The organism is Streptomyces sp. NPDC107562 (assembly GCF_055657325.1).
The window spans coordinates 392011-415131 of record NZ_JBVKBE010000002.1 but is presented as its reverse complement, the minus strand read 5'-3'; the positions used below and the strand labels follow the sequence as shown (position 1 = coordinate 415131).

The following is a 23121-nucleotide window of genomic DNA, read 5'->3' as shown; positions in this document are numbered from 1 at the left end:
CGCCCCCGTACGATCGGGAACGTGGCGGGTCGAAGGCGGGCGACGGGTTCCCTGGTGGTGGCGCTCTGCCTGCTGCTGGCCGCCCTGGTCGGCTGCGGGGGCGGCCCCGTCGCCGACACCGCCCGCGACGACGTGCAGCGGCTGCTCGACCGGCGGGCGGCGGCGGTCCTCGGCCGGGACGAGAGCGGCTACCGCGACACCGGCTCGGCGGCCGGGTTCGCGGCGGTGCGGGACCTGCCGCTGGCGGACTGGTCGTACCGGGTGACGGGTCTGCACCGCACCGGCGGCCGGGCGAGCGCCGACGCCGAACTGCGCTACCGGATCGACGGGTTCGACAGGGCACCCGTGTCGGCGAGGCGCACCCTGGACCTGAGGCGCGACGCGGACGGCCGGTGGTCCGTCACCTCCGAGCGGCCCGCGCCGCAGGCGCCCGAGCAACTGTGGGACAGGGGCGAGGTGACGGCCGTACGCGGGACGCACACCCTGGTGCTCGGGGCCGGTCGGTCCCGCAAGACGCTGGAGGCCTACGCGGACCTGGGGGACCGGGCCGTACCCGCGGTCTCGCGGGCCTGGGGGACGGACTGGAGCGGGCGCGTCGTCGTCCTCGTACCGGAGTCGCTGGAGGCGATGGCCGCCCTGCTCGGCTCGCCCGCCTCCTCCTACCGGGGCATCGCGGCGGTCACGACCGGTGAGACGGGAGCGCCGAGGGCGCCCGCCGACCGGATCATCGTCAATCCCGACGCGTACGGCGTGCTGGGCTCCGTGGGCAAGCAGGTGGTGCTCACCCACGAGACCACCCATGTCGCCACCCGCGCCCACACCGGCGGCAGCACCCCGCTGTGGCTCTCCGAGGGGTACGCCGACTGGGTCGGCTACCGCGACACCGGCCGCACCCCGGCCGAGGCCGCGCCGGAACTGGCCCGCGCGGTGGCCGCGGGGGACGTCCCGGCCGGGCTGCCGGACGACGCCGCCTTCGGCTTCACCGGTGACGCGAACGCGCTGGCCCAGGCCTACGAGGGCGGCTGGCTGGCCGGCCGGCTCATCGCGGAGCGGTGGGGAGAGGGGCTGCTGGGCGAGTTCTACCGGGCGGTGGGCGCCGACGGCCTCGACGCCGCGCTCGCGGACGTGCTGGGGACGACGCCGGAGGAGTTCACCGGAATGTGGCAGGCGTACCTGCGCGCGCGGCTCGCCTGAGGCGGGGCGGCCGGCCGGGGCCGCGGAAGCGGTCAGGAATCGAGAAGCGTCCCGGTCCGGGCCCCGCCTAGCGTGCCGGGCATGGACATCTCCCTGCACGCGAGCTTCCTCCCGCACGAGGACGCCGACGCCTCACTGGCCTTCTACCGGGACATCCTCGGCTTCGAGGTCCGCGCCGACGTCGGCCACGACAGGATGCGCTGGATCACGGTCGGCCCCGCCGGGCAGCCCGGCACCTCCCTCGTGCTCCAGCCGCCGGCCGCCGACCCCGGTGTCACCGAGGACGAGCGGTGCACCGTCGCCGAGATGATGGCCAAGGGCACCTACGCCGAGATCCTGCTGGCCGCCCGCGACCTCGACGCCGTCTTCGCCCGGCTGCGGGCCCGGGGCGCCGAGATCGTCCAGGAGCCGGTGGAGCAGCCGTACGGCCCGCGGGACTGTGCCGTCCGCGACCCCGCGGGCAACCTGATCCGGATCCGGGAACTCCGATGAGCCGCTGACCTGCACAGATGCCCAGGCCGGAGAAGCGCGCCCCCGCCTGAGGCCCGAAGCTGGTTGGATCGACCCAGGCGACGCCCGCGACGGCGGCCCGCCCCGAAGGATGGAGAGATGAGCATGCCCACGAGAAAGAACACGCAGTCGCCTGTGCCGCACGCCGCCGACAGCCACGACATGATCCGTGTGCACGGCGCGCGCGAGAACAACCTCAGGGACGTCAGCATCGAGATCCCCAAGCGCAGGCTGACGGTGTTCACCGGAGTGTCCGGCTCGGGCAAGAGCTCGCTGGTGTTCGACACCATCGCCGCCGAGTCGCAGCGGCTGATCAACGAGACGTACAGCGCCTTCGTGCAGGGCTTCATGCCGACGCTGGCGCGGCCCGAGGTGGACGTGCTCGACGGGCTCACCACCGTGATCAGCGTCGACCAGCAGCGGATGGGCGCCGATCCCCGCTCCACCGTCGGCACGGCCACCGACGCCAACGCCATGCTGCGGATCCTCTTCAGCCGCCTCGGCCAGCCGCACATCGGCCCGCCCAGCGCCTACTCCTTCAACACCGCCTCCGTGCGGGCCAGCGGCGCGATCACGGTGCAGCGCGGCGCCAAGACCAAGGCGGAGAAGGCGACGTTCGAGCGCACCGGCGGCATGTGCAACCGCTGCGAGGGCCGCGGCACGATCTCCGACATCGACCTCACCCAGCTCTACGACGACTCCAAGTCCATCTCCGAGGGAGCCTTCACCATCCCCGGCTGGAAGTCCGACAACGTCTGGACCGTGGGCCTGTACGCGCAGTCCGGCTTCCTCGACCCGGACAAGCCGATCAGCCGGTTCACCAAGAAGGAGATGCACGCCTTCCTCTACGGCGAGCCCACGAAGGTCAAGGTCAACGGCGTCAACCTCACCTACGAGGGTCTGATCCCCAAGATCCAGAAGTCGTTCCTGTCCAAGGACAAGGAGGCGATGCAGCCGCACATCCGGGCGTTCGTGGAGCGGGCCGTCACCTTCACCGTCTGCCCCGAGTGCGACGGCACCCGGCTCAGCGAGGGCGCCCGGACCTCGAAGATCGACAAGATCAGCATCGCCGACGCCTGCGCGATGGAGATCCGGGACCTCGCCGAATGGGTCCGCGCCCTGCGGGAACCGTCGGTCGCGCCGCTGCTCGCCGCGCTCCAGCAGACCCTCGACTCGTTCGTGGAGATCGGCCTCGGCTACCTCTCCCTGAACCGGCCGTCCGGCTCCCTGTCGGGCGGTGAGGCGCAGCGCGTGAAGATGATCCGCCACCTCGGCTCCTCGCTGACCGACGTGACCTACGTCTTCGACGAGCCCACCATCGGCCTGCACCCCCACGACATCCAGCGGATGAACGACCTCCTGCTGCGGCTGCGCGACAAGGGCAACACGGTGCTCGTCGTGGAGCACAAGCCGGAGACGATCGCGATCGCCGACCACGTCGTCGACCTCGGCCCCGGCGCCGGAACGGCGGGCGGCACCGTCTGCTTCGAGGGCAGCATCGAGGGCCTGCGCTCCAGCGGCACCGTCACGGGCCGCCACCTCGACGACCGGGCCTCCCTCAAGGAGAGCGTGCGCACCCCCAAGGGCGCGCTGGAGATCCGCGGCGCGACGGCGAACAACCTGCTCGACGTCGACGTCGACATCCCGCTCGGGGTGCTGTGCGTCGTCACCGGCGTCGCCGGGTCCGGCAAGAGCTCGCTCATCCACGGCTCGATCCCGGCCCGCGAAGGCGTGGTCTCGGTCGACCAGAGCCCCATCCGCGGCTCCCGGCGCAGCAACCCGGCGACGTACACCGGACTGCTCGACCCGATCCGCAAGGCCTTCGCCAAGGCCAACGGCGTCAAGCCCGCGCTGTTCAGCGCCAACTCCGAGGGCGCCTGCCCCACCTGCAACGGCGCCGGTGTCATCTACACCGACCTGGCGATGATGGCCGGCGTGGCCACCACCTGCGAGGACTGCGACGGGAAGCGCTTCCAGGCCGAGGTGCTGGAGTACCGGCTCGGCGGACGGGACATCAGCGAGGTGCTCGCGATGTCGGTGACCGAGGCCGAGGAGTTCTTCGGCTCAGGCGAGGCGGCCACGCCGGCCGCGCACAGGATCCTCGACCGGCTCGCCGACGTGGGGCTCGGCTACCTCACCCTCGGCCAGCCGCTGACCACCCTGTCCGGAGGCGAGCGGCAGCGGCTGAAGCTGGCCACGCACATGGCCGACAAGGGCGGCGTGTACGTCCTCGACGAGCCGACCACGGGTCTGCACCTCGCGGACGTCGAGCAGTTGCTCGGCCTGCTGGACCGGCTCGTGGAGTCCGGGAAGTCGGTCGTGGTCATCGAGCACCACCAGGCGGTCATGGCGCACGCCGACTGGATCGTCGACCTCGGCCCCGGTGCCGGTCACGACGGCGGCAAGGTCGTCTTCGAGGGCACGCCGGCCGATCTGGTGGCCCGGCGCTCCACCCTCACCGGTGAGCACCTCGCGGCCTACGTCGGCGCCTGACCGTGCCGGCCGTGGAGCCCCGGGTGACGGTTCGACCCGGCACCCGGGACGGCGTCCTGTGCGAGACTCGGCGGGTGAGACGGCAGGAGCTCGACGACCTCGTGCGGCTGCGGCGGGCCCGCGACCGGATGGACCGTGACTACGCGGAGCCGCTCGACGTGCCGGCGCTGGCGCGGGACGCGCTGATGTCGCCGGGGCACTTCTCCCGCAGCTTCCGCGCCGCCTACGGCGAGACGCCGTACAGCTATCTGATGACCCGCCGCATCGAGCGGGCCAAGGCACTGCTGCGCCGGGGCGACCTCTCGGTGACCGAGGTGTGCTTCGCGGTGGGCTGTACCTCGCTCGGGTCGTTCAGCTCGCGCTTCACCGAACTCGTCGGCGAGACCCCCAGCGCCTACCGGGCCCGCGGCCACGACGACGGCGCCGCCATCCCGGCCTGCATCGCCAAGATCTACACCCGGCCGGTCAGGAACGGAGAAGCCGGTCGCGCCGATCGGCCGTAGCCTCGGCTGCATGGATCTCACGCTTTCCACCTGCTTCATCGCCGTCGACGACCATGACAAGGCGATCGCCTTCTACCGTGACGTGCTCGGCCTGGAGGTACGCGCCGACGTCGGGTTCGAGGGGATGCGCTGGGTGACCGTCGGGTCGCCCACGCAGCCCGACGTCAGTGTCGTCCTGGAACCGCCCGCCGCCGACCCGAGCACCTCCCCGGCCGACAAGCAGGCCCTGGCGGAACTGATGGCCAAGGGCCTGCTGCGGGGCGTCATCTTCACCACCGAGGACTGCGACGCCACCTTCGAGCGCATCAGCGGCGCGGGGGCGGAGGTCCTCCAGGAGCCGATGGACCAGCCCTACGGCGTCCGCGACTGCGCGTTCCGCGACCCCGCGGGCAACCTGCTGCGCTTCAACCAGCCCCTGGCGAAGTCCGGGAGGTGACCCCACGGCGGGCCCCGATCGGGAAGTCGCCCTCCTGGGCCGGGAGCGCCCCCTCGTCGTCGGTGTCCTCGCGGGCGAAGGGCTCCTGCCGCCGGGGCACCGCGGCACGCCACAGCGCGCGGGCACCGACGACGGTGGCCAGCACCAGCAGGCCGTTGCGCACGAACAGGAGCGTGACGCCGAGCGGGTCGCCGGCCACGACGTGCGAGAACCAGAGCGGGAACTCCAAGGTCGTCACGCATGACGCCGCCAGCACCAGGGCGGCCGGCACGCGCATCCCGGAGCCGCGCGAGCACAGGCAGACCGCCGCGAGCCCGACCAGCCACACCAGGTACTGCGGGCTGATCACCCGGCTCGTGGTCGTGAACATCAGCACCGCCACGAAGGCGGCGTCCGCCGGTGTGTGCGGCAGGAACTGAGTGGCCGTCAGCCACCACAGCAGCAGCCAGCCGAAGGCGACGCCGGTCAGCACCAGGGCGCCGGTGCTGACCACCTCGACGTAGGGGCCGAGGAACTCCACCGAGCCGTAGTTGAGCAGCACCTGCCCGTCCCAGCCGAAGTGCCGTGCCACATGGAACACCAGGGCGCCCAGCGACTCCACCTCGGTGCCCCGGTCCCGCTGGAAGGTCAGGAACGCGAAGGCGCCCGGCATGGCCAGTGCGAACAATGCCGTCAGCGTCCCCGCCGTCAGCCCCGCCGCGACCCACGCCCGGCGCCGCACGGCGCCGATCAGCAGCAGCACCGGCCACACCTTCAGCATCGCCCCGAAGGCCGCGAGCGCCCCCATCAGACGGGGCCGGCGGGCACCCGCGAGCAGCGCGGCCACCGCGACGGCCGTGACCAGCACGTCGTAGCGCGCGTACACGGTCGGCCCGAGCAGCGGCACGCCCGCCACCCACACCCAGGCGCCGCGCAGCGTCCGGCCGGGGCGCAGGCCCGCGGTGACGAGCAGGGCGAGGACGAGGAGGTCCGCGAGCAGGACGAGGACGAAGAAGGCGTGCGCGTAGTCGAGGAAGAACAGCAGCGCCGGGGAGAGGATCGCGAGGGCGGCCGCGGGCGGGTACTGCCACGTGACGTCGTCCAGCGGGAACGTCCCGGTGCGCAGCACCTCGTACCAGCCCTGGTAGATCACGGAGACGTCGCCGGTGACGTCCGGGCCGGGGAAGACGTACACCTTGAGGACGAACAGGAGCAGCAGCAGCCGGGTCGGCGCCCAGAGCGCGAGAAGTCCGGTCACGGATCGCGTTCCGTCCGTCCTGTCCACCTGCGCCCCTGTTCGTCTCGCTGCGGTCCCCGGCGCGTGGGGCGCGGGCCGCCCGTCGTCCGACGGGGCCATGATCCCCCGCCCGCCCGGGCCGCAGCGACGCAGCGCGGCCGTGCCGAGCCGCGAGAGTGCGTTCGGTAGGGTCGGCGCTGATGCGCAAGACCTTGATCGTGACGAACGACTTCCCGCCGAGACCGGGCGGCATCCAGGCGTTTCTGCACAACATGGCGCTCCGGCTGGATCCCGACCGGCTCGTCGTCTACGCCTCGACGTGGAAGCGGGGCCGCGAGGGAGCCGAGGCCACCGCCGCCTTCGACGCCGAGCAGCCCTTCACCGTCGTACGCGACCGGACGACCATGCTGCTGCCCACGCCCGCCGTGACCCGGCGGGCCGTGGCCCTGCTGCGCGCGCACGGGTGCCGGTCGGTGTGGTTCGGCGCCGCGGCCCCGCTCGGGCTGATGGCGCCGGCGCTGCGGCGGGCGGGCGCCGAGCGGCTGGTGGCCACGACCCACGGGCACGAGGCGGGGTGGGCGCAACTGCCCGCCGCACGGCAGCTGTTGCGCCGGATCGGCGACTCCACCGACACCCTCACCTACCTCGGCGAATACACCCGCTCGCGGATCGCGGGGGCGCTGACCCCGGACGCCGCCGGGCGGATGACCCGACTGCCGCCCGGCGTCGACGAGAAGACCTTCCACCCGGGCTCCGGCGGCGACCGCGTACGGGCCCGGCTGGGGCTCACCGACCGGCCCGTCGTCGTGTGCGTCTCCCGGCTCGTGCCGCGCAAGGGGCAGGACACGCTGATCCTCGCCATGCCGCGCATCCTGGCCGAGCAGCCGGAGGCCGTGCTGCTGATCGTCGGGGGCGGGCCCTACGAGGGGGAGCTGCGCAAGCTGGCGCGCGAGACCCGGGTCGAGGACTCCGTCGTCTTCACGGGGTCGGTGCCCTGGTCGGAGCTGCCCGCCCACTACGGCGCCGGCGACGTTTTTGCCATGCCGTGCCGCACCCGGCGCGGCGGGCTCGACGTCGAGGGGCTCGGCATCGTCTACCTGGAGGCGTCGGCCACCGGGCTGCCGGTCGTCGCCGGGGACTCCGGGGGCGCGCCCGACGCCGTCCTCGACGGGGAGACCGGATGGGTCGTGCGCGGCGGCTCCGTGGAGGACTCCGCCGACCGGATCGTCACGCTCCTCGGTGACGCCGAGCTGCGCCGCCGGATGGGGGAGCGGGGGCGCGCCTGGGTCGAGGAGAAGTGGCGCTGGGACCTGCTCGCCGAGCGCCTGAAGGAACTGCTGTAGACACGGCACGGCGCGGGCCCCGTCGACCTGGGGACCCGCGCCGTGCCGGGGCGTCAGCCGCCCCGCTACTTCCGGTAGATCGCCTCGATCTCGGTCGCGAAGTCCTTCGCCACCACGTGACGCTTCAGCTTCAGCGAGGGCGTCAGGTGCCCCGAGTCCTCGGTGAACTGCGAGCCCAGGACGCGGAAGCTGCGCACCGACTCCGCCTTGGACACCGCCGCGTTGCCGTCGTCGACGGCGGACTGGATCGCCGCCAGCAGGTCGGGGTCCTCGCGCAGCGACGCGGCGGTGGAGCCGGCCGGCTTGCCGTGCTCGGCGGCCCAGCGGCCGAGGAACTCCTCGTCGATGGTGATGAGCGCGCCGACGAACGGCCGCGCGTCGCCGACCACCATGCACTCCGCGACCAGCGCGTGCGCCCGGATCCGGTCCTCGATCACGGCCGGCGCCACGTTCTTGCCGCCCGCGGTGACGATGATCTCCTTCTTGCGGCCGGTGATCGCGAGGTAGCCGTCCTCGTCGAGGGTGCCGATGTCGCCGGTGTGGAACCAGCCGTCGGCGAGGGCCTCCTCGGTGGCTCCCGGGTTGTTCCAGTACTCCTTGAACAGGTGCTCGCCGTGCAAAAGCACCTCGCCGTCGTCCGCGATCCGCACCACCGAGCCCGGCAGCGGCTGGCCGACCGTGCCGATCTTCTGCCGGTCCCAGGGGTTGAACGCGGTGGCGGCGCAGGACTCGGTCAGGCCGTACCCCTCCAGAACCGTGAAGCCGATCCCGCGGAAGAAGTGGCCGAGCCGCTCGCCGAGCGGCGCGCCGCCGGAGATGGCGTACTCGCCGCGGCCGCCGAGCACCGCGCGCAGCTTGCCGTAGACGAGCTTGTCGAAGACCTTGTGCTTGATCCGCAGGCCCATCGAGGGGCCGGAGGGGGTGTCCAGCGCCTTGCTGTACGCGATGGCCGTGTCGGAGGCCTTGTCGAAGATCTTGCCCTTGCCGTCGGCCTGGGCCTTGGCGCGGGCCGAGTTGTAGACCTTCTCGAAGACGCGCGGCACACCGAGGATCAACGTCGGCCGGAACGCGGCCAGTTCGTCGGTGAGGTTCTTGATGTCCGGGAGGCAGCCCAGCTTGATCGGCGCCATCATCGGGGCGACCTGCACCAGTCGGCCGAAGACATGGGCGAGCGGCAGGAAGAGCAGCACGCTGCACTCGCCGGTGCGGAACAGCGGGCGCAGGCGCTCGACCACGTTGCCGCACTCCGCGAAGAAGCTGCGGTGGGTCAGCACGCAGCCCTTGGGGCGGCCGGTCGTGCCGGAGGTGTAGACGATCGTGGCGGGGTCGTCGGCCTTCGCCAGCGAGCTGCGCTCCTCGACCGCCGCGTCGCTGACGTCCTGGCCGAGGCGGCCGAGCTCCTCGACGCCGCCGCCCTCGATCTGCCAGAGGTGCTTGAGCTCGGGAAGCGCGTCGCGCACCGACTCGACGGCGGCCGTGTTGCTGTCCGTCTCGACGATGCAGGCGGTCGCGCCCGAGTCGCTAAGGATCCACTGGACCTGTTCCGGCGAGCTGGTCTCGTAGACGGGCACGGTGATCGCGCCCGCGCTCCAGATCGCGAAGTCCAGCAGCGTCCACTCGTAGCGGGTGCGGGACATCAGGCCGACCCGGTCGCCGGGCTGCACGCCCGAGGCGATCAGGCCCTTGGCGGCGGCCCGTACCTCGTCGAGGAAGGCGGCGGCCGTCACGTCCCGCCAGGCCGCGCCGTCCTTGCGGGCGATCACGGCGACGTCCGGATGCTGCGCGGCGTTTCTGCGGACGATGTCCGTCAGATTGCCGTCCGAGGGGACCTCGTACAAAGCCGGAAGGCTGAACTCGCGCAAGACTGCTGCTCCTCATAGGGCGCCGGCGCCACGACGTTGTGTGATGCGACGGTCCGGTCCAAGGCTCGGGCAGGGTGCTCAGGAACCGGCGGAAGCCTGGTGGATCCCGCTGGTTGAATTCCTGAGCACGACTGGACTGCCCGGACGTTACCCGCCGGTATGGCGTCTCGGACAGGGGGGTCCGTCGAGATGTTCGCTGCGTCACACAGTGGGTGCGTCAACGATGTTCCTGTTGGTGCTCCTGCGCGCACAGTAGTCGACGGCCTTCCCGACTGGCGAGTAATCGCAGGTCCGGCCGCCACTGTTCACGTTTGCCGCACACGCTTACCCTTGATCGCCATGGCACCCACACCAGCCGGCAATCGCGGGACGCGGATCCATGTGGTCAGCGACGTGCACGGCAACGCGCGTGACCTGGCACGGGCCGGTGACGGCGCGGACGCGCTCGTCTGCCTGGGGGACCTGGTCCTGTTCCTCGACTACGCCGACCACTCGCGCGGCATCTTCCCCGACCTGTTCGGGGAGGAGAACGCCGACCGCATCGTCGCCCTGCGCACCGCCCGCCGCTTCGAGGAGGCGCGTGAGCTGGGCGCCCGGCTGTGGGCCGGGGTGGGGGAGGACCGGGCCGCGGTGATCGAACGGGCGGTGCGCAAGCAGTACGCCGAGATGTTCGCGGCGTTCCCGACACCGACGTACGCCACCTACGGCAATGTCGACATGCCGACCTTGTGGGAGGAGTACGCCGGACCGGGCACCACGGTGCTGGACGGCCAGCGGGTGGAGATCGGCGGCCGGGTCTTCGGCTTCGTCGGCGGCGGCCTGCGCACACCCATGCGCACGCCGTACGAGATCGGCGACGAGGAGTACGCGGCGAAGGTCGAGGCGGTCGGTGAGGTCGACGTGCTGTGCACGCACATCCCGCCGGAGGTGCCGGAGCTGGTCTACGACACGGTGGCGCGGCGCTTCGAGCGGGGCAGCCGGGCGCTGCTCGACGCCATCCGCCGCACACGGCCCCGCTACTCGCTCTTCGGGCACGTCCACCAGCCGCTCGCCGCCCGGATGCGGATCGGGGCCACCGAGTGCGTGAACGTGGGGCACTTCGCGAGCACCGGACGTCCGTGGGCCCTGGAATGGTGAGTCCTCGGGCCGGTCGGCGCAGGCAGCGGTGACGGCGGGGGGTGTCCCGCGCGGTAGCCTTCACGCTGCACACACGTGCGCACAACCACCTCTTGCCCGACCGCGTTCGGAGGAGCCACGGCGATGGCGGAACACACCAGCTCGAGCATCGAGATCGAGGCGGCTCCGGCCGATGTGATGGCGGTGATCGCCGACTTCGCCCGCTACCCGGACTGGACCGGTGAGGTGAAGGAGGCGGAGGTCCTCAAGACCGACGGCCAGGGCCGCGCCGAGCACGTCCGGCTGGTCATGGACGCGGGCGCGATCAAGGACGACCAGACGCTGGCGTACACCTGGGCCGGCGAGCACGAGGTCTCCTGGACGCTGGTGAAGTCCCAGATGCTGCGCTCCCTGGACGGCTCCTACCTCCTGAAGCCGGTCGGCGCCGGCGGCACCGAGGTCACCTACCAGCTCACCGTGGACGTCAAGATCCCGATGCTGGGGATGATCAAGCGCAAAGCGGAGAAGGTGATCACCGACCGCGCGCTGGCGGGCCTGAAGAAGCGCGTGGAGTCCGGCCGGTAGCTTTCCCACCACGCCGTCGGCCGCACGCGGCCGGACCGCCCCCACCCCGGTACGGTTCACCCTCATGCGCACCATCCTGATCACCGGGCCCGGCGGCAGCGGCCGTACCACCATCGCCGCGGCCACCGCGCTCGCCGCCGCCCGTCAGGGCGTCCGCACCCTCGTCCTCGGCACCGACCGCGGCGACAGCCTCGGGGCCGCGCTGGGGACCGCGACCGGCCCGGCACCCGTGGCGGTCGTCCCCGGCCTCACCGCCTGGCGGCCCGACCCCGCCGCCGGTTTCCGCGACGACCTCACCCGGCTCCAGGACCGCGCCTCCGGACTGCTCGACCTGCTCGGCGCCGGCCCGCTCGAACCCGACGAGCTCACCCCGCTGCCCGGCGCCGGGGAACTCGCCGTGCTCCGCGCCCTGCGCGACGCCGCCCTCGCCGAGGCGCACGACGTGCTCGTCGTCGACCTGCCGCCCACCCCGGCGGCCCTCGCCCTCCTCGCCCTCCCCGAGGAACTCCGTCGCTATGTGCGCCGGCTGCTCCCGCCCGAGCGGCAGGCCGCCCGCGCCCTGCGCCCCGTCCTCGGCCGGCTCGCCGGTGTGCCGATGCCGGCGGACTGGCTGTACGAGAGCGCCGCCCGCTGGGACCTCGAACTCGCCGCCGTGGAAGCCGTCCTGGCCGATCGGGGCACGACCGTGCGGCTCGTCGCCGACCCCTCCCCGGCCGGCGCCGACGCCGTCCACACCGCCGCCCTCGGCCTCGCCCTGCGCGGCCTGCGCCCGGACGCGCTGATCGCCAACCGGGTGCTCCCCGAGGAGGAGGGCGGCGGCTGGCTCGCCGGGCCGCTCGCCCAGCAGCGCAAGGCGCTCGACGACTGGCGCACCGTCCACGACCTGCACGCCGTCCCCCACCTCGGGCACGATCCGCGCGGCATCGACGACCTCGCCGCCCTGGCCGCACCCGTGCTCCGGGCCGCCCCCGCCCAGCGGGAGTTCCCCGTCGAGGACCGGCTCGCCGAGGACGGCGTGCTCGTCTGGCGCCTGCCGCTCCCCGGCGCCGTGCGCGAGGAGCTCGACCTGGTCCGGCGCGGCGACGAAGTGGTCGTCACCGCGGGCCCGTTCCGCCGCGTCCTGCGGCTGCCGTCCGCTCTGCGTCGTTGCGCCGTGGCCGGGGCGGGGCTGCGTGAGGGGGAACTGCGTATCCGGTTCACGCCGGACCCCGAGCTGTGGCCGCGGACGCCGTGAGACGGCTGCGGTCGGCTCTGCGCCGTTGCGCTGTCGCCGGGGCGGGGCTGCGCGAGGGGGACGCCGGACCCCGAGCTTTGGCCGCGGACGCCGTGAGACGGCTGCCGTCCGCTCTGCGCCGTTGCGCTGTCGCCGGGGCGGGGCTGCGTGAGGGGGGAGCTGCGTATCCGGTTCACCCCGGACCCCGAGCTGTGGCCGCGGACGCCGTGAAACCGTCGCGCCCGTTCGGGTAACGTCGTAGGGACAAGACGTAGTCAGGAGCCCGCCATGAGCGAAGAGCGCCCCTTCCCCGACGCCGCTCAGGACCAGCCGGCCGAGGAGCCGCTGCCCACGGGTGACGCCGACGCGTGGGCGACCGCGTGCGCCGAGGACCTGGAGGCGGAGAAGGCCCGCCGCCGGGAACAGCACGGCGGTCCGCCCCCCGGCTCGGCCGCCGAGGAGCTGCGCCGGCTCGTCGACACCGTCGCCGACAAGCTCTCCGGACTGCAGGCGCCGCTGTTCGGCGCGGTCGCCGGGCCCGCCGCCCAGCAGGTGGTGCAGCAGGTCGTGCAGCAGGCCAAGGCCGCCGTGGAACCGGTGATCGAGCGCAACCCGGACGTCTTCGACCACCTCGCCGCGGCCGGCCACGAACTGCTCGCCGCCTACCGCTCCGCGGTGCAGGCCCAGGAGCGCCGCTGGACGGCCGGCCCGGACGCGGCCAGCGCCTCCGACGAGCTGAAGAACCTCGACGAGACCCCTCGCGACCCCGGTGAGGGCACGGGTCCGGGCCAGCGCATCGACTTGGACTGACCCTCTGCTCGGGTACGGTTGGCCGTAGCGGGGCTCGACCGGAACTGAGGGATTCATGGGACTCACCATCGGCGTCGACATCGGCGGCACGAAGATCGCGGCCGGCGTGGTAGACGAGGAAGGCAACATCCTCTCGACCCACAAGGTGCCGACCCCGGGCACGCCCGAGGGCATCGTGGACGCCATCGCCTCCGCGGTGGAGGGCGCACGCGCGGGGCACGAGATCGTGGGCGTGGGCATCGGCGCGGCCGGATACGTCAACCGGCAGCGTTCGACGGTCTACTTCGCGCCCAACATCGACTGGCGCAACGAGCCGCTCAAGGAAGAGGTCGAGCAGCGCACCGGGCTGCCCGTCGTCGTGGAGAACGACGCCAACGCCGCCGCGTGGGGCGAGTACAAGTTCGGCGCGGGCAAGGGCCACCGCAACGTCATCTGCATCACGCTCGGCACCGGTCTCGGCGGCGGCATCATCATCGGCAACAAGCTGCGCCGCGGACACTTCGGCGTGGCCGCCGAGTTCGGCCACATCCGGATGGTGCCGGACGGGCTGCTGTGCGGCTGCGGTTCGCAGGGCTGCTGGGAGCAGTACGCCTCCGGCCGCGCCCTCGTGCGGTACGCCAAGCAGCGCGCCAACGCCACCCCGGAGAACGCCGAGGTGCTCCTCGGCCTCGGTGACGGCAGCCCCGACGGCATCGAGGGCAAGCACATCTCCATGGCCGCCCGCCAGGGCGACCCCGTCGCCGTCGACTCCTACCGCGAACTCGCGCGCTGGGCCGGCGCGGGCCTGGCCGACCTCGCCTCGCTCTTCGACCCGTCCGCGTTCATCGTCGGCGGCGGGCTGTCCGACGAGGGCGAGCTGGTCCTGGACCCGATCCGCAAGTCGTACAAGCGGTGGCTGGTCGGCGGCAACTGGCGCCCGGTCGCCGAGGTGATCGCCGCGCAGCTGGGCAACAAGGCCGGCCTGGTGGGCGCCGCCGACCTGGCCCGGGAGCCCGACCCGATCATGTGACCCGCTGTCTCGGGACACCACGACCGCGCCTGCCGTGCCCACCGGGGCGCGGGGACCGCGAGACCGCCGCACCACCGGCGGTCGCACACGGACCCCGCGCCCCGGGTCGCCGGGCGCCGAGGACCCCGGTCCCCACTAGATTGACCTGCATGGCAACCTCCTCGCCGCTCCCCAACTCCCGCACCGAGGACGACGGTTCCGTGATCCTCCGCGTGCTCAGCTACAACATCCGCTCGATGCGCGACGACACCGCCGCGCTCGCCCGCGTCGTCGCCGCCTGCGACCCCGACCTGGTCCTGATCCAGGAGGCCCCCCGCTTCTTCCGCTGGCGCAAGAAGCTGGCCCGGCTCGCGGCCGCCTCCGGCCGGATGGTCCTGGCGGGCGGGGCCACCGCCGCGGGCCCGGCGCTGCTGTGCTCGCCGCGGGCCACCGTGGAGCGCACCGAGGACGTGCTGCTGCCGCTCACCCCCGGACTGCACCGGCGTGGCTTCTCGACCGCGGTGGTCCGCTTCGCCGGCACCCGCCTCGGGGTGCTCAGCTGCCACCTCTCGCTCCAGCAGGACGAGCGCCACACGCAGGGAGGCATGCTCCTGGACCGGCTCGCCGGCCTGGGGACGGAGCATGTGATCGCGGGCGGCGACCTCAACGAGCGCCCCGGCGGCCGCACCTTCCGGCTCCTGGCCGACGGGCTCCAGGACTGCTGGGCCACCGCGCCCTGGGGCGGCGAGTACACCTCGACACCCGCCGACCCCCACCAGCGCATCGACGCGATCTTCGCGACCAAGGGGATCGAGGTGCTCGGCTGCGGTGTCCCGCACGGTCAGCCGGGGGTGACGGAGGCAGACCTGAGGGCGGCCACGGACCATCTTCCGGTCCTGGCCGCCCTCAGGGTCCCCGCCGCGTGAGCGGGGTCAGACCACCGCGCCCCGGCCGGGGTCGTCGTCGTCCTCCTCGTCCGTGCGCATCCGCATCACCAGCGTCGCGAAACCGCCCAGGAAGCCGCCGATGCCGAGCGTGGTCAGCCACCAGGTCATGTCCCAGCCGAGCAGCACCGCCAGCAGAAGCAGCACCGGGCCGCCCAGCACGCCCAGCCACGCGAACTTCGCCGTGGCGTCGGAGGTGGGCAGCGGTGGCGGCTCCGGCGGTACGAAGTGGCCCTCGTCGTCCTCGGTGAAGTCGTCCTCGGACGGCTCCGGCGTCGTGTAGTCCCGGGGCCCGCCGCCCACGCCGGGCGCGAAGGTCACCGAGCTGCCGAGCGGCTCCGGCGTCTCCTTCTTGGGCTCCGGCTCCCGGCCGGCCGGCTCGCCGCCGCCGTCGTTCGTCTCGGGCTCCAGCAGCGCCAGGTCCTCGACCGACTTGAAGGGCTTGGCGCCGGGCGGGTCCGGCGGCTCCTCCCCGAAGCCGGCGACGATCGCCGCCCAGGCGGCGTCCTCGTCGAACGGCACGTGCTGCTCAGCGGGCTCGCGCGGGTCCCCGGCGCGGCCCTCCCGATCCTCCCGCTCCTCGCGGTCCTCGCGGTCGGAGTCGTGCTCAGCCACCTGCGGCCGTCCCTTCCTTGCCGACACTGGGTGCGAGCCGGCCGATGAACGCGAGGCTCTCCTCGAAGATCCGGTCCGCGTCGTAGTCCAACGTCGCGACGTGGTGGCTCTGTTCCAGCAGGACCTCCCGCACGTCCGTGGAGGACACCCGGCTGAGGATCCGTGCCGAGTCGGCCGGTGGCACCACATGGTCCTGAGGGCTGCGCAGCAGCAGCAGCGGCTGCGTGACCTGCGGGAGCTCGCCGTCGACGACCCTGAAGAAGGTCCGCAGGGAGTGCGCGGCGTGCAGCGGGACGCGGTCGTAGCCGACCTCCACGCCGCCGGGCCGGGCGATGTCGCTGGTGATCCCCTTCGTCGACCGCACGAGATGGCGGGCCACGGGCAGGGCGTACGCCGACAGTCCGTGCACCTTGTTCGCCGGGTTGACGACCACGACACCGCTGATCGCGTCCCCGTTCCGGGCCGCGAGCCGCAGCGCCAGGGCGCCGCCCATCGACAGGCCGAACACGAACACCTGTGCGCACCGGCGGCCGAGCGCGCGCAGCTCGCGGTCCACCTCGGCGTACCAGTCCTGCCAGCCCGTGAGCTCCATGTCCTCCCATCGCGTCCCGTGCCCGGGCAGCAGCGGCAAGGAGACGGACACACCGCGCCCGGCGAGGTACTCCGCCCAGGGGCGCAGTGACTGGGGGGAACCGGTGAAGCCGTGGCAGAGCAGGACGCCGACTTCTCCACCGTCGTGGCGGTACGGCTCGGCTCCAGGAAGGACCGGCACCTTCGGTCTCCTGTCATGTGAGAGGGGCGTGAGAAGAGTTCAGGTTGCTTCACCGTACGCGACGGCACCGACACCGACCAGGGCCGTCGGAGTCTCAGGGCGGGCACGCCACCGCCGGGCGGCCGGGTTAAGGTCTCATCGACAGACACAGGAGGCACTCGGTTGTTGTACGGCGCGATGAAGGTTTCCATCGGGGGACCGCTGAAGCTCGTCTTCCGGCCCTGGGTGGAGGGCCTGGACAACGTCCCCGCCGAGGGCCCCGCCATCCTGGCGAGCAACCACCTGTCGTTCTCCGACTCGTTCTTCCTGCCCGCGGTGCTCGACCGCAAGGTCACCTTCATCGCGAAGGCCGAGTACTTCACCACCCCCGGGGTCAAGGGGCGCCTGACCGCCGCCTTCTTCAAGGGCGTGGGCCAGCTCCCGGTGGACCGCTCCGGAGGCCGCGGCGCGGGGGAGGCGGCGATCAGGAGCGGGATAGAGGTCATCGAGCAGGGGGAGCTGTTCGGCATCTATCCGGAGGGCACCCGCTCGCCCGACGGCCGCCTCTACCGCGGCAAGCCCGGCGGGCTCGCGCGGGTGGCGCTCGCCACCGGAGCGCCCGTCATCCCGGTCGCGATGATCGACACGGAGAAGATCCAGCCGCCCGGCAAGGTCCTGCCGAAGCTGATGCGTCCCGGGATCCGCATCGGCAAGCCCCTGGACTTCAGCCGCTACCAGGGCATGGAACAGGACCGGTTCGTGCTCCGGGCGGTGACCGACGAGGTCATGTACGAAATCATGAAGCTCTCCGGCCAGGAGTACGTGGACATGTACGCGACCGCCGCCAAGCGGCAGATCGCGGACGCGGCCAAGGCGGAGAAGGAGGCGGCCAAGGCCGCCAGGGCGGCGCTCGCGCAGGCCGAGAAGGACCAGGCGCAGAAGGAAAAGGACCAGGCCGACCAGGAGTGACGGCCGAACCGGGGGTGGGGGGACATGGCCGCGCGCGAGAGGGTCATGAGGATGTCGGTCGAGCAGCCGCTGTGGCGTGCGCTCGCCGGCTACCGCGTACTGACCATGCTGTACGCGATCGGGGTGTTCGCCACCTCCTACCAGGAGTTCGCCCGGCCCTGGGTCGCCGTCGGCTACTTCGCCGTCCTGTTCGTGTGGACCCTGGCCACCCTGCCCCTGGTGTCCGGCGCCGCGCGGTGCACCAGGCGCTTCCTCACCGCTGACCTCACCGTCGCCCTCACCGGCATCCTGCTCACCCTGGTCGCGGACACCCCGGAGCGGATCGCCGACGGCCGCCCGACCCTGCCGACGATATGGACCGCCGGCTCCGTGCTGGCCTTCGCGATCAAGGGCGGCTGGCGCTGGGCGGCCGTCGCCTCCAGCCTGGTGGCCGCCGCCAACCTGGTGCAGCGCGGCAGCCCGGCCCGCGACACCGTGCACAACGTGCTCCTCGTCTGGGTCGCCTCCATCGCCATCGGCTACGTCGTGGAGGTCGCCCGCGCCTCCGAGCGCACCCTCGCGCGTGCCCTGGAGATCGAGGCCGCCACCCGGGAGCGGGAGCGGCTCGCCCGGGACATCCACGACGGCGTGCTCCAGGTGCTGGCGATGGTGCAGCGGCGCGGCGCGGTCATCGGCGGCGAGGCGGCCGAACTCGGACGCCTCGCGGGTGAGCAGGAGGTCGCCCTGCGCACCCTCGTCTCCGGTGGCCTGCTGCCCGTCTCCCGGGTGTCGGAGGACGCCGCCGAGGGGGCGGTCGTACGCGCCGTGGAGGAACCCGACGACGACGGACCCGTCGATCTGCGCACGCTGCTCGCCCCGTTCGCGGCCGCCCGGGTCAGCCTCGCCGAGCCCGGCGCACCGGTCCGGCTGCCCTGGCCGGCCGCGCGGGAGCTGGCCGCCGCCGTGTCGGCGGCCCTGGACAACGTCCGGGAGCACGCCGGCGCGGACGCGCGGGCGTGGATCCTGGTCGAGGACGAACCCGACGCGGTGATCGTGACGGTGCGCGACGACGGCCCCGGCATCCCCGAGGGCCGCCTCGCGCAGGCCGAGGGCGAGGGCCGGCTCGGGGTGGCGCTGTCCATCCGGGGGCGGCTGCGCGACCTGGGCGGCACGGCCGAGCTGATCTCGACGCCCGGGCAGGGCACGGAAGTAGAGCTGAAGGTACCCAAGCAGATGGCACGGGGGCGGCGATGAACGCACAGCAGGGCCCGATCAAGGTGATGGTGGTCGACGACCACCCCATGTGGCGCGACGCCGTCGCCCGTGACCTCGCCGAGGCCGGCTTCGAGGTGGTCGCCACCGCCGGCGACGGCGAGCAGGCGGTGCGCCGCGCCAAGGCGGCGGCGCCCGACGTCCTCGTCCTGGACCTCAACCTGCCCGCCAAGCCCGGCGTCCAGGTCTGCAAGGAACTCGTCGCGCACCACCCGGCGCTGCGCGTGCTGGTGCTGTCGGCGAGCGGGGAGCATGCCGACGTGCTGGAGGCCGTGAAGTCCGGCGCGACCGGCTATCTGCTGAAGTCGGCGTCCACCGGGGAACTGCTGGACGCGGTGTGCCGTACGGCCGTCGGGGACCCGGTCTTCACGCCGGGCCTGGCCGGCCTGGTGCTCGGCGAGTACCGGCGCCTCGCCTCCGACCCGGGGCCGGGCACCGCGCCGGGCGCCGAGGAGCCGAGGGCCCCCCGGCTCACCGACCGCGAGACCGAGGTGCTGCGGCTGGTCGCCAAGGGCCTCAGCTACAAGCAGATCGCCGAACGGCTGGTCATCTCGCACCGCACCGTCCAGAACCACGTCCAGAACACCCTGGGCAAGCTCCAGTTGCACAACCGGGTGGAACTGGTCAGGTACGCGATAGAGCGCGGCCTCGACGAGGAGTGAGACGGGGCCGGCCCGGGCCCGCGCCAACCTGTCGCCGACTCACCGGAATTGCCCTTACGGGCCATGCCGTAGTGACCTGAGTCACCATTAGCGTGCTCGTACGGCACACGGCAACCGCGGCGAAGGGACATTTCCATGCGGGTCGGAGTACTGACCGGAGGCGGCGACTGCCCCGGGCTCAACGCCGTCATCCGGGGCATCGTCCGCAAGGGCGTGCAGGAGTACGGCTACGACTTCGTCGGTTTCCGGGACGGCTGGCGCGGTCCGCTCGAAGGCGACCTCATGCGCCTCGACATCCCGGCCGTGCGGGGCATCCTGCCCCGTGGCGGCACCATCCTCGGCTCCTCGCGCACCAACCCGTTCCAGCACGAGAACGGCGTCGCCCGGATCAAGGAGAACCTCGCCAAGCAGGAGGTCGACGCGCTCGTCGTGATCGGCGGCGAGGACACCCTGGGTGTCGCCGCGCGCCTGTCCGACGACTACGGCGTGCCCTGCGTCGGCGTCCCGAAGACGATAGACAACGACCTGTCCGCCACCGACTACACCTTCGGCTTCGACACCGCCGTCGGCATCGCGACCGAGGCGATCGACCGCCTGCACACCACCGCCGAGTCCCATATGCGTGTCCTGGTGGTCGAGGTGATGGGCCGGCACACCGGCTGGATCGCCATCCACTCGGGCCTGGCCGGCGGCGCCAACGTCATCCTCATCCCCGAGCAGCGCTTCGACGTCGACCAGGTGTGCGCCTGGGTGACGTCCCGGTTCAAGGCGTCCTACGCGCCGATCGTCGTCGTCGCCGAGGGTGCCATGCCCAAGGACGGCGACATGGTGCTCAAGGACACCTCCCTCGACTCCTTCGGGCACGTGCGACTGTCCGGGGTCGGCGAGTGGCTGGCCAAGGAGATCGAGCGGCGCACCGGCAAGGAGGCCCGCACGACGGTCCTCGGGCACGTCCAGCGCGGCGGCACGCCCAGCGCCTTCGACCGCTGGCTCGCCACCCGCTTCGGCCTGCACGCCATCGACTGCGTCCGCGAGGGGGACTTCGGCTCGATGGTCGCCCTGCGCGGTACCGACATCGTCCGGGTGCCGATCGCCGCCGCCACGGCCCGCCTGAAGACGGTCGACCTCACGCTGTACGAGGAGGTCGGGGTCTTCTTCGGCTGACCGGCGTCGTACGGGTACGGGCCGTATATCGGCCCGTACCCGTACTGCACACGGATCTTGGCCCTCGGCGTGCAGGCCGACGAGAAGCCCCTGATCGAGCGGGCGTTCCGGGGCCACCACGACGTCCACTGTCCGGGCGTCTTCCTCACCGAGGACACGACCTCGACGTCGCCGAGCGGCTCGGCATCACCGGGGCCCGGGTGTCGTACTACTCCCCGCACGCGGTCGCCGAGTTCGCCTGGACCCTCGCCCTGGCCGTCAACCGGCGCGTCGTGCGGGCCTCCATCCGCACCCGCGACTTCGACTTCCGCCTCGACGGACTGACGGGCCGCGACATCGCGCACGGCTTCGGCCAGATCGTCGACGCCACGGTGCGCAACGTCCTCGACTACCTCGCCGGCCGCCGCTCGGAGAACGTCCTGGTGCCGCGGAGCTGACCGATCAGCTCGCGCAGGATGCCGGCGCCGTCCAGCGTCAGCACCGACTCCGGGTGGAACTGCACCCCGGCGAACCCGGGGCCGCGCAGCGCGTGCACCTCCCCGGAGCCGCCGCGGGCGACCTCGATGCCGTGCGCGGCCAGCTCCGCCGCCGCGCCGTCGTCGCAGTGCGCCACGAAGCTGTTGTAGAAGCCGACGGTCTCGGCCCTGCCGAACAGGTCGACCGTCGTCTGCGCCCCCTGGTAGGGCACCTCCTTGCGCACGATGTCCAGCCCCAGCTCCGCCGCGATCAGCTCGTGCCCGAGGCACACGCCCAGCACCCCCTGCCGACGGTCGCGCAGCACCTCGGCGGTCAGCTCCCGCAGCAGGCGCATCTTCGGATCGCCCAGGTCGGACGGGTCGCCGGGGCCGGGCCCGATGACGAGGGGCCCGTCGTGCGCGCGCACGGCCGCGCGCAGTCCGGGCTCGTCGTAGCGGCGGACGGTGACGGTCAGTCCCGAGGAGCGCAGCACGTGCGCGAGCATCACCGTGAAGGTGTCCTCCCCGTCCACGACCAGGGCGTGGCCCGTGAGGTCCGCGGTCGGCTCCTGCATCCGCAGCCAGAACGGCGCGAGGGACGCCCGGCGCCCGTCCAGCGCCGCCCGCACCCGGGGGTCGTCGGCCAGCACCGGCCGCGCGGCGCGCGCACGCGGCCGCCCGTCGCGCACGCCCAACGCCGCCAGCACCCCCGCCGCCTTGGCGTGTGTCTCCGCGACCTCACCCGCCGGGTCCGAGCCGCGCACGAGCGTGGCGCCCACCGGTACCCGCAGCCGTCCGGCCGCGTCGACGTCGGCGGTGCGGATCAGGATGGGGGAGTCAAGGGTCTGCGCCCCGCCGGAGTCCCGGCCGAGGAGCGCCAGGGCTCCGCCGTAGTAGCCGCGCCCGCCGACCTCGTGCCGTTCGACGACCCGGCAGGCGTTCTGCACCGGCGAGCCGGTGACGGTCGCCGCGAACATGGTCTCCTTGAGCACCTCCCGCACGTCCAGGGAGGACCGGCCGCGCAGCTCGTACTCGGTGTGCGCGAGGTGCGCCATCTCCTTCAGCCGCGGCCCGACCACCACGCCGCCCATGTCGCCGACCGCGCACATCATCTTGAGCTCCTCGTCGACGACCATCGACAGCTCCTCGATCTCCTTGCCGTCGGCGAGGAAGGCGAGCAGGTGCTCCGGGGTGGGTCCCTCGGCGGGATAGCGGTACGTCCCGCTGATCGGGTTCATGACGACGGTGCCGCCCGACATCCGCACGTGCACCTCGGGGCTGGCCCCCACGAGGGTCCGCTCCCCGGTGTGCACCAGGAACGTCCAGTACGCGCCCCGCTCCCCGACCAGCAGCCGCCGGAACAGCGCCAGCGCGTCGGCCCGGCCGAACCCCTGGATCCGCCCCTCGTACGTCCGCCGGATGACGAAGTTGGCGCCCTCGCCCCGCCCGATCTCCTCCCGCAGCACCCGCCCGACGATCCCGGCGTACTCCTCGTCCCCGACGTCGAAGCCGCCGCCCTCGACGCGCACCTCGTGCGCCGGCAGCTGGCGCAGCGCCTCGGCGAGCGGGATGCCGTACGTCTCCTCGGGGGTGAGCGCCAGCAGGGGAGTGCCGTCGTCGCGGACGTCGAATCCGCGCTCGCGGATCTGCCGGTGCGGGACGAGCGCGAGGCTCTCCCCGGGGAGGTCGGCGAGGCGGTCGTAGGCGGTCACCGGTCCGAGCAGCAGTTCCACGGTGTCGTGGTGGTGGCCCGGGGTGCGGCGGCGGAGCAGGGCGAAGGGGCGGTCGCCGTGCGCGAGCTGTGCCAGGTCCATGGTTCCTCTTCCGTCAAGGTGATCGGTTCGAGGAACGGGCTCCGCACACGCAGAAGGCCGCCCCTCGGGCGGCCTTCGCGAAGTCTTGCGTACGCGCAGTCAGTGGGCCGCCGAGGAAGCGGTCCACCACCAGTTCTGGATCGAGTGCGCGTGCATGTGCCGCACCTTACCCCATGTCCACGGAGCGTCCCCCGTGTCTCATTTCCTGGGCGGCGGGCAGGACGGCC

Annotated in this window: 22 protein-coding genes and 1 pseudogene; 17 read left to right on the top strand and 6 right to left on the bottom strand. The window is 72.8% G+C overall.

Annotation, left to right across the window (positions count from 1 at the left end; genetic code table 11):
• Window positions 1-21: 21 nt before the first annotated feature.
• The 5 genes from ACZ7LV_RS07710 to ACZ7LV_RS07690 all read left to right on the top strand — a co-directional run bounded on the left by ACZ7LV_RS07710 (window position 22) and on the right by ACZ7LV_RS07690 (window position 5136).
• On the top strand, window positions 22-1194 hold the full coding sequence (locus tag ACZ7LV_RS07710; RefSeq protein WP_471936798.1) for a hypothetical protein: 1173 nt from the start codon (window positions 22-24) through the stop codon (window positions 1192-1194).
• A gap of 81 nt (window positions 1195-1275) precedes the next feature.
• On the top strand, window positions 1276-1686 hold the full coding sequence (locus tag ACZ7LV_RS07705) for a VOC family protein (RefSeq protein WP_471936796.1): 411 nt from the start codon (window positions 1276-1278) through the stop codon (window positions 1684-1686).
• Between the two features lie 117 nt (window positions 1687-1803).
• Window positions 1804-4197 (top strand): ATP-binding cassette domain-containing protein, encoded by a 2394-nt coding sequence (locus tag ACZ7LV_RS07700; protein ID WP_471936794.1) that lies wholly within the window; start codon window positions 1804-1806, stop codon window positions 4195-4197.
• A 128-nt stretch (window positions 4198-4325) separates the two neighbouring features.
• Window positions 4326-4700, top strand: coding sequence for a helix-turn-helix transcriptional regulator (locus ACZ7LV_RS07695; protein ID WP_401676571.1), 375 nt, complete (start codon window positions 4326-4328; stop codon window positions 4698-4700).
• Window positions 4701-4710: 10 nt separating this feature from the next.
• Window positions 4711-5136, top strand: coding sequence for a VOC family protein (locus ACZ7LV_RS07690; protein WP_401676471.1), 426 nt, complete (start codon window positions 4711-4713; stop codon window positions 5134-5136).
• Here the strand turns inward: ACZ7LV_RS07690 and ACZ7LV_RS07685 are convergent.
• Window positions 5105-6400 carry a glycosyltransferase 87 family protein gene (locus ACZ7LV_RS07685; protein WP_471936792.1) on the bottom strand — a complete coding sequence of 432 codons (1296 nt, stop codon included), beginning with the start codon at window positions 6398-6400 and terminating at the stop codon, window positions 5105-5107. The two genes, ACZ7LV_RS07690 and ACZ7LV_RS07685, sit on opposite strands and share 32 nt — an antisense overlap.
• 152 nt (window positions 6401-6552) lie before the next feature.
• On the opposite strand from ACZ7LV_RS07685, the gene ACZ7LV_RS07680 reads away from it, so the two are divergent.
• A complete protein-coding gene (locus ACZ7LV_RS07680; RefSeq protein ID WP_471936790.1) occupies window positions 6553-7695 on the top strand; it encodes a glycosyltransferase family 4 protein in 1143 nt (380 codons plus the stop codon).
• A gap of 65 nt (window positions 7696-7760) precedes the next feature.
• Here the strand turns inward: ACZ7LV_RS07680 and ACZ7LV_RS07675 are convergent, their stop codons facing one another.
• Window positions 7761-9557 carry an AMP-dependent synthetase/ligase gene (locus ACZ7LV_RS07675; protein ID WP_471936788.1) on the bottom strand — a complete coding sequence of 599 codons (1797 nt, stop codon included), beginning with the start codon at window positions 9555-9557 and terminating at the stop codon, window positions 7761-7763.
• 339 nt (window positions 9558-9896) lie between these two features.
• Here ACZ7LV_RS07675 and ACZ7LV_RS07670 point away from each other — a divergent pair, with 339 nt between their 5' ends.
• The 6 genes from ACZ7LV_RS07670 to ACZ7LV_RS07645 all read left to right on the top strand — a co-directional run bounded on the left by ACZ7LV_RS07670 (window position 9897) and on the right by ACZ7LV_RS07645 (window position 15195).
• The gene (locus ACZ7LV_RS07670; RefSeq protein ID WP_471936786.1) at window positions 9897-10694 is read left to right on the top strand and encodes a metallophosphoesterase family protein; all 798 of its coding nucleotides are present in this window, start codon (window positions 9897-9899) and stop codon (window positions 10692-10694) included.
• Between the two features lie 123 nt (window positions 10695-10817).
• The gene (locus tag ACZ7LV_RS07665; protein WP_471936784.1) at window positions 10818-11258 is read left to right on the top strand and encodes an SRPBCC family protein; all 441 of its coding nucleotides are present in this window, start codon (window positions 10818-10820) and stop codon (window positions 11256-11258) included.
• A gap of 64 nt (window positions 11259-11322) precedes the next feature.
• Complete coding sequence (locus ACZ7LV_RS07660) at window positions 11323-12492, top strand: ArsA family ATPase (RefSeq protein WP_471936782.1); 1170 nt, start codon at window positions 11323-11325, stop codon at window positions 12490-12492.
• A gap of 267 nt (window positions 12493-12759) precedes the next feature.
• Window positions 12760-13281, top strand: coding sequence for a DUF5304 domain-containing protein (locus tag ACZ7LV_RS07655; RefSeq protein ID WP_471936780.1), 522 nt, complete (start codon window positions 12760-12762; stop codon window positions 13279-13281).
• A 55-nt stretch (window positions 13282-13336) separates the two neighbouring features.
• Entirely contained in the window at window positions 13337-14290 is a 954-nt protein-coding gene (locus ACZ7LV_RS07650; protein WP_471936779.1) for an ROK family glucokinase, read from the top strand.
• Between the two features lie 149 nt (window positions 14291-14439).
• Window positions 14440-15195: an endonuclease/exonuclease/phosphatase family protein gene (locus ACZ7LV_RS07645; RefSeq protein ID WP_471936777.1), complete on the top strand. Its 756-nt coding sequence runs from the start codon at window positions 14440-14442 to the stop codon at window positions 15193-15195.
• Window positions 15196-15201: 6 nt separating this feature from the next.
• Here the strand turns inward: ACZ7LV_RS07645 and ACZ7LV_RS07640 are convergent, their stop codons facing one another.
• Together ACZ7LV_RS07640 and ACZ7LV_RS07635 are read right to left on the bottom strand one after the other, a co-directional pair.
• Window positions 15202-15828, bottom strand: a complete 627-nt coding sequence (locus ACZ7LV_RS07640; protein ID WP_471936775.1) for a hypothetical protein — start codon at window positions 15826-15828, stop codon at window positions 15202-15204.
• On the bottom strand, window positions 15821-16600 hold the full coding sequence (locus ACZ7LV_RS07635) for an alpha/beta hydrolase (RefSeq protein WP_471936773.1): 780 nt from the start codon (window positions 16598-16600) through the stop codon (window positions 15821-15823). Before ACZ7LV_RS07635 ends, ACZ7LV_RS07640 begins: the two co-directional genes overlap by 8 nt.
• A gap of 177 nt (window positions 16601-16777) precedes the next feature.
• Here ACZ7LV_RS07635 and ACZ7LV_RS07630 point away from each other — a divergent pair, with 177 nt between their 5' ends.
• The 5 genes and pseudogenes from ACZ7LV_RS07630 to ACZ7LV_RS07610 form a co-directional block, all read left to right on the top strand.
• Window positions 16778-17548 carry a lysophospholipid acyltransferase family protein gene (locus tag ACZ7LV_RS07630; RefSeq protein WP_471936771.1) on the top strand — a complete coding sequence of 257 codons (771 nt, stop codon included), beginning with the start codon at window positions 16778-16780 and terminating at the stop codon, window positions 17546-17548.
• Between the two features lie 24 nt (window positions 17549-17572).
• Window positions 17573-18781 carry a MacS family sensor histidine kinase gene (macS, locus tag ACZ7LV_RS07625; protein ID WP_471936769.1) on the top strand — a complete coding sequence of 403 codons (1209 nt, stop codon included), beginning with the start codon at window positions 17573-17575 and terminating at the stop codon, window positions 18779-18781.
• A complete protein-coding gene (locus ACZ7LV_RS07620) occupies window positions 18778-19461 on the top strand; it encodes a response regulator (RefSeq protein WP_471936767.1) in 684 nt (227 codons plus the stop codon). Before macS ends, ACZ7LV_RS07620 begins: the two co-directional genes overlap by 4 nt.
• A 135-nt stretch (window positions 19462-19596) precedes the next feature.
• On the top strand, window positions 19597-20625 hold the full coding sequence (locus tag ACZ7LV_RS07615) for a 6-phosphofructokinase (RefSeq protein ID WP_471936766.1): 1029 nt from the start codon (window positions 19597-19599) through the stop codon (window positions 20623-20625).
• Window positions 20626-20652: 27 nt separating this feature from the next.
• A pseudogene (locus ACZ7LV_RS07610) lies at window positions 20653-20972 on the top strand (2-hydroxyacid dehydrogenase); the annotation flags it as partial.
• 41 nt (window positions 20973-21013) lie between these two features.
• On the opposite strand, the gene ACZ7LV_RS07605 reads toward ACZ7LV_RS07610, so the two are convergent.
• Both ACZ7LV_RS07605 and ACZ7LV_RS07600 read right to left on the bottom strand, forming a co-directional pair.
• Window positions 21014-22894 carry an anthranilate synthase family protein gene (locus tag ACZ7LV_RS07605; protein ID WP_471936764.1) on the bottom strand — a complete coding sequence of 627 codons (1881 nt, stop codon included), beginning with the start codon at window positions 22892-22894 and terminating at the stop codon, window positions 21014-21016.
• A gap of 99 nt (window positions 22895-22993) precedes the next feature.
• Window positions 22994-23050 (bottom strand): trp operon leader peptide, encoded by a 57-nt coding sequence (locus ACZ7LV_RS07600; protein ID WP_401676569.1) that lies wholly within the window; start codon window positions 23048-23050, stop codon window positions 22994-22996.
• Window positions 23051-23121: the final 71 nt, after the last annotated feature.